The following is a 5,094-nucleotide window of genomic DNA, read 5'->3' on the forward strand; positions in this document are numbered from 1 at the left end:
TAGGCGCGGGCCTGGAATTTGCGATAGTGCAGATTTTCAGTTTGTGGCGGGTTGCCGCCCGCAAGCTCCGCCTCGAGCTTTGCAGCTTCCGCTTTCAGATCGACCCCCATCAATTTCGGCGCGACAAACGGCACGTACAGGAGCGTAAGTATATAGCCGAGCACGTAGGTGACGGCGTAGCCGGCGGCAATATTGGCGTCCTGCTGCTGCAGCACCTCTTTGGCCAGTCCGAGCTGGGATAGAGCGCCAGATGCGGTGCCGATGACCGACGACTGCGTCAGGGCTCCCGCAGCAAGGCCCGATGCGGTGCCGGGACCTAGCGCGAACACATGGGCAAATACGAGAACGATGATGAGGCCGGTGCCGCCGAGCACGAGCGCGAGCGCGACCTGCGCCAGGGTCCGGATGCTCAACGAGGCAAAGAACTCGGGTCCGGACCGGTAGCCGATCGTGAACACGAACAGGCTGAAGAGGATGACCCTCAACAGGGATGGAAACGTGAAGGTGCCGAGCTGCCCGATCAGGACGGCAACGATGAGCGTGCACGCCGTGGTGCCGATCGAAAAGCCGCGGATCCGGACGCGGCCAAGAATGGTGCCGAGCGCGATCGACAGCAGCAGGAAAATTTCCGGTGCGGCTGAGATGACCCATCTCACCGTGCTCATAACGAAGGCCCTCCAACAATCTGCGTCAAATTGGCCGATGTATTCCCGCGACACTTGATCCAGATCAATTCTGGTCGGCGCCCTTGCTCCCTGTGTTTTTTTCGCCGCCTGTCGACGACGCGCTCGCTAACGTCGGCTCTTGCCCCAAAGCCGAAGAGCACCTCAGCCGCCGTGATGTCCGCTGTCGCTAGTAAACCCGACGCCGCGATCCGCTAACGCTTGCGCACCAGTAAAGTCCAAACAGGCGACGCACCATCCCAGCCGCGAAGGCGCCCCGACAGCCGCACCTTCAGCCCGGCTTCCGTGATCCGCTCGACAACCAGATGCAGCGCTATCACGTCGCCCTCTGACAACTCCACACAGCCACGCTTCCGCGACCACACCGCGCCCGGGAAGCGAAACAAGTTCGCCTTCAGCCACCTGCCGCTGCGCTCCGACAGCGGTTGTAAGTCGACCTGAGCGCCGGCCCTAGGCTGCAGCCTGACATCTGCTCGTCGCAGCCAATTCGGAATCCAGCCCATGCGAATGACTAGCCGTTACTTTTCACGTTTGTCTAGGCGGCGTGCAACCATGGTCAGCCCGAAAAGCAATGGTCCATCGGCGTCGTCCGTCTGAATGGATTCGCCGCCGGAAGCCGAGGGCGTCCACTTTTTCATATTAGACGGAAGTTTACAGCGCCGCGCCAAACCGGCGCCTATTGGCCTTCAGCTGAAGGTCGCTGAAAGACGGGTCTCGTCGGCTGTGAGGGCTAAACCGGACGTCGACCCAGGTTGGCGCCTACTGCCGCTTGTGAGGACCCACAGCCGACGTCCTCGTCGACTACGGTGGATTTTTGCGCGCTACCAGATTACTAGGCCGCGCGAACCGTGACCAGAAACCGGTCGACTCGCTGCTTTAGCCGATTGCTTTCCAGTGATAGGGACTGAGCCGCGGAAAGCACCTGCGTTGAAGCTGAGCCTGTTTCGCTTGCTCCGCGCTGAACGTCGCTGATGTTCGAAGAGACCAACTCGGTGCCCTGCGCCGCCTGCTGAATATTACGTGAGATCTCCTGAGTGGCCGCGCCCTGCTCCTCGACGGCGGCGGCGATGGTAGAAGAGACTTCCGAGAGCTGTTGGATAGTTCCCGAAATCGCATTGATCGCATGGACCGACTCCTCGGTCGCGGTCTGAATCCCGGATATCTGCTGACCGATTTCACCTGTGGCCTTCGCGGTTTGCTCAGCCAGTGCCTTGACCTCGGAGGCGACTACCGCAAACCCGCGGCCTGCCTCGCCCGCGCGCGCAGCTTCAATGGTGGCATTAAGAGCCAGCAAGTTGGTCTGGCCGGCAATTGTGTTGATTAGATCAACGACGTCACCGATCCTGGCCGCTGCCTTGGACAACGCGCCGACCTTTTCTGTGGTCGTTCTTGCCTGATCGACAGCCTGGGAAGCCATCCGGGCCGAAGCCTGGACTTGCCGGCTTATCTCGGTCACGGACGAGGACAGTTCCTCAGTTGCGGAAGCGACTGATGTACATTGGTGGATGCTTCCTCCGAGGCCGAAGCAACGGTGGTTGCGAGTTGCTGGGCGTGGTCGGCCGTTCTTGTGAGCGTCCCTGCGGATGCTTCGAGTTCGGTCGAAGCCGACGAAACGGTTTCTACAATCTCGCCAACCGCCGCTTCAAACTCGCCGGCTAGCCGATGCATGTCGGCCTTCCGCTGTTGGGCCTGACGCTTTTCGACCTCCACCTGTTCGGCACGAAGGCGCTCCGCCTCGATCATGTTCGTCTTAAAAACGTCGACCGCCCCGGCCATCTCGCCGATCTCGTCACGTCGTCCGATGCCGGGGACCGCCACGGTCATGTCGCCTCTGGCCAGCCGGACCATGGCCTGCACCATGGAGGCAATGGCCATCGTGACAGAACGAGCGATAGTCAGCGCGAGAGCTGAAACAACAAGAATTGCGAGCATCAGTGCGATCAGCATCCAGCGTTTCACAGCGGCCAGCGTTTCGGCCTCTTGCGCCTGGGCGCCATCGTAGCGCTGCCGAACATCCTGTTCGATGGACTCGAAGATCGGCTCGATGTTCGCATATCCCTTCGACATCGCCGAAGCTTCGACCTTGGCTCGTTGGGCAGCCTCCGCCCACGATGCAAAGTCGTTTCTGTAGCTCTGCAGCTTGGCTGCGATATCGGTCTTCACAGCCGTAACGAGATCAGAAGCTGCAACTGTCTTGGCAAAGTCGTCCGCGCTCTTCTGGAACGACTCTACGTAGCTCGGGTCTCGCCGGAGCATGAAATCTTTCTCATGCCGCCGCATCATCAGCATGCCACTCGTGAGCGCCTGGCTGTTGGTATCCTTCAGTCGGGCTTCGATGTCATGCACTGACCCGCGCAACGATCCGCTTAATCCGAGCTTCTCGTTCAAACCGAGCCTGATCTCTGTTTGCTCCAGGGCGGCAAATTGCTTCTGGTATTCATTGAAACCCTTGGCAAGGTTGTCGACCTTCTCTGAAAGCTCACTAAACCCGCTCGCTCGGATCATCGTCCCAAGTCGGTCTATCTGTGTCGTGATCGTCGCGCTGACTGCTGCATGGCGCTTCATGGAAGCTTCATCCCGTCGCAGCAGGAAATCCTTCTCGGCCCGGCGAGCATCCAGCATGTCACGCGCGAGCTTCTCATTGAGGTTCGACAGTAGCCGAGCCTCTTCTGCCACTTTGCGCGATCCCTCCTGCGAGGCTGCGCCTGTCAAATAGATGCCGCCGAATACCGCGAGCCCGAGCAAGCCGATTAGCCCGATCAACAGGATTTTATGACTCAAACGAAAGGAGAAAAAACCCATGATTGAACCTCTAAAAAAAGGTCGCTTTAAAACAGCAAAAAGTGTTTGCTTTGCTTAACTTACGGGTAATGAAAGAACGAATCGTAAAAGGGGCTGTCGCTTTTAGGCAATTAAGAAAGTCCGAGCACGCGGCGGGGCGCGCCTGACTTCGGTTGCTGGCCCGCAGCCGACTGTGAGGGCAGGGCAGAGCATGTCTGCTCTGCCCCCGAAGTCAGGCGTCAACCTGTTCTGCTATCGCGAGAGCGTCGTCGACCTCGATGCCTAGGTATAGAACGGTGCTCTCGATCTTGGTATGCCCCAGCAGGAGCTGTACGGCTCGCAGGTTGCCGGTCGGCGATAGATCAAGGTTGCCTTGGTCCGGCAAAGCGAATGCGTCCCGAACAAGTGCGGATCCAGTCCGATATCAACGATCCAGTGAGATAGGAGTCGGGCGTACTAGCGCGTCGTCATATACCCACTCCGCCGCCGGCCAGTGAACCAAGTATTCTCCCGACTTCTTGCCAGTTGGAGGAGGAGCAATGTTTCCGCGTGAAGGACGCCAACGGAAGGCGTACTGCGCTGCAATACCAAGACCGGGTCGATTTCGGTGACGTCACCCGCGATCCCAGCAGGTCTCGAATTTGCAAACCGCTGAGGACGTGCTTTGCTCCGTTGCTTCAAGAAGGTCAGTTGCCGCGCCTTATAGATGCTCACCTGGCAGCCCATCGCGCGGTCCGCTTCACGGGTAGTTGGGAAGAGGGGACCGGGTTCATGCCGCTGAGGAGAGGAAAGGCCGTTGGGTATGATTCCGACCTGATGGCATTCAAGTTTACGATGAGGAATGGACAGCAAATTGTGCAATGCCAAATTAGCACTGCCGCGCTTAGCGACTTGGCTGATCGCCGGAGAGGCTCGAAGGGGGACTTGCTTGCTGAATTCAAGGTCCATCGCGTGCTAATCGAAGCCATAGCGTCCGCACTGTTCGATCAATCATCCGATGAGAAAACAAGGGTGATCAGTATTTTTTCGAAACACATTCCGATCAGCCGTTTCGGCAGAGGTCATTCGATAGTGCCGGGACGGAGCTGAAGGGTCGGATAGCGCCGCGATTTCCGCCGGACGAATTTGCCCTTTCAAAAGGGTAAACAAATCATCAGCTTAGGCGACTGCTCATTTTGGCCTTGAGTGTTGTCAATCGGATACAGGCCTTTGGGAGATTTGCGCCTATCGTCCCTCATAGATCGACCGGCAGTCTTGCCAAAATGACCGCTTCGCCCGAAGCGCATAACAAGTGGGGATTTAGTGATGAAGAAGTTTTTACTAGGGACGGTCGGAGTGCTTGCGCTCGGAATGGCTGTGCCGGCCTCGGCTGCCGACATGCCGATGAAGGCTGCGCCGGCTCCCTACGTTGCCCCCATCTACAACTGGACCGGCTTCTATATCGGCGGCAATGGCGGCTGGGCGCAGAACCATAATTGCGTGGATTTCCTTGACGCGGCTGGCGTAGCGTTCGCTTCCGGCTGCCGCGATCGGTCCGGCGGCGTCATTGGTGGCCAGCTCGGTTATCGCTGGCAATCCAGCCAGTGGGTGTTTGGTCTGGAAGCGCAGGGTGATTGGGCGGATCTCAGCA

The 5,094-nt window shown here is 58.7% G+C and carries 2 protein-coding genes and 3 pseudogenes; 2 read left to right on the top strand and 3 right to left on the bottom strand.

The features are described 5' to 3' along the window. From C7G41_RS36660 to C7G41_RS38690, 3 pseudogenes are all read right to left on the bottom strand, one after another. Positions 1–665 (bottom strand): annotated as a pseudogene (locus C7G41_RS36660) (transporter); the annotation flags it as partial. A gap of 850 nt (positions 666–1,515) precedes the next feature. Further along, positions 1,516–3,485 (bottom strand): annotated as a pseudogene (locus C7G41_RS36670) (methyl-accepting chemotaxis protein). A gap of 211 nt (positions 3,486–3,696) precedes the next feature. Continuing rightward, a pseudogene (locus C7G41_RS38690) lies at positions 3,697–3,893 on the bottom strand (integrase); the annotation flags it as partial. A 120-nt stretch (positions 3,894–4,013) separates the two neighbouring features. Between C7G41_RS38690 and C7G41_RS36680 the strand changes: the two are divergent. Next, positions 4,014–4,553, top strand: coding sequence for a DUF1488 family protein (locus C7G41_RS36680; RefSeq protein WP_146159903.1), 540 nt, complete (start codon positions 4,014–4,016; stop codon positions 4,551–4,553). 216 nt (positions 4,554–4,769) lie between these two features. After that, the coding region (locus C7G41_RS36685; RefSeq protein WP_373681184.1) for an outer membrane protein at positions 4,770–5,094 on the top strand (325 nt) is incomplete at its 3' end.

Origin of the sequence: Bradyrhizobium sp. MOS002 (assembly GCF_003020115.1) — a bacterium.
Lineage (GTDB): Bacteria > Pseudomonadota > Alphaproteobacteria > Rhizobiales > Xanthobacteraceae > Bradyrhizobium.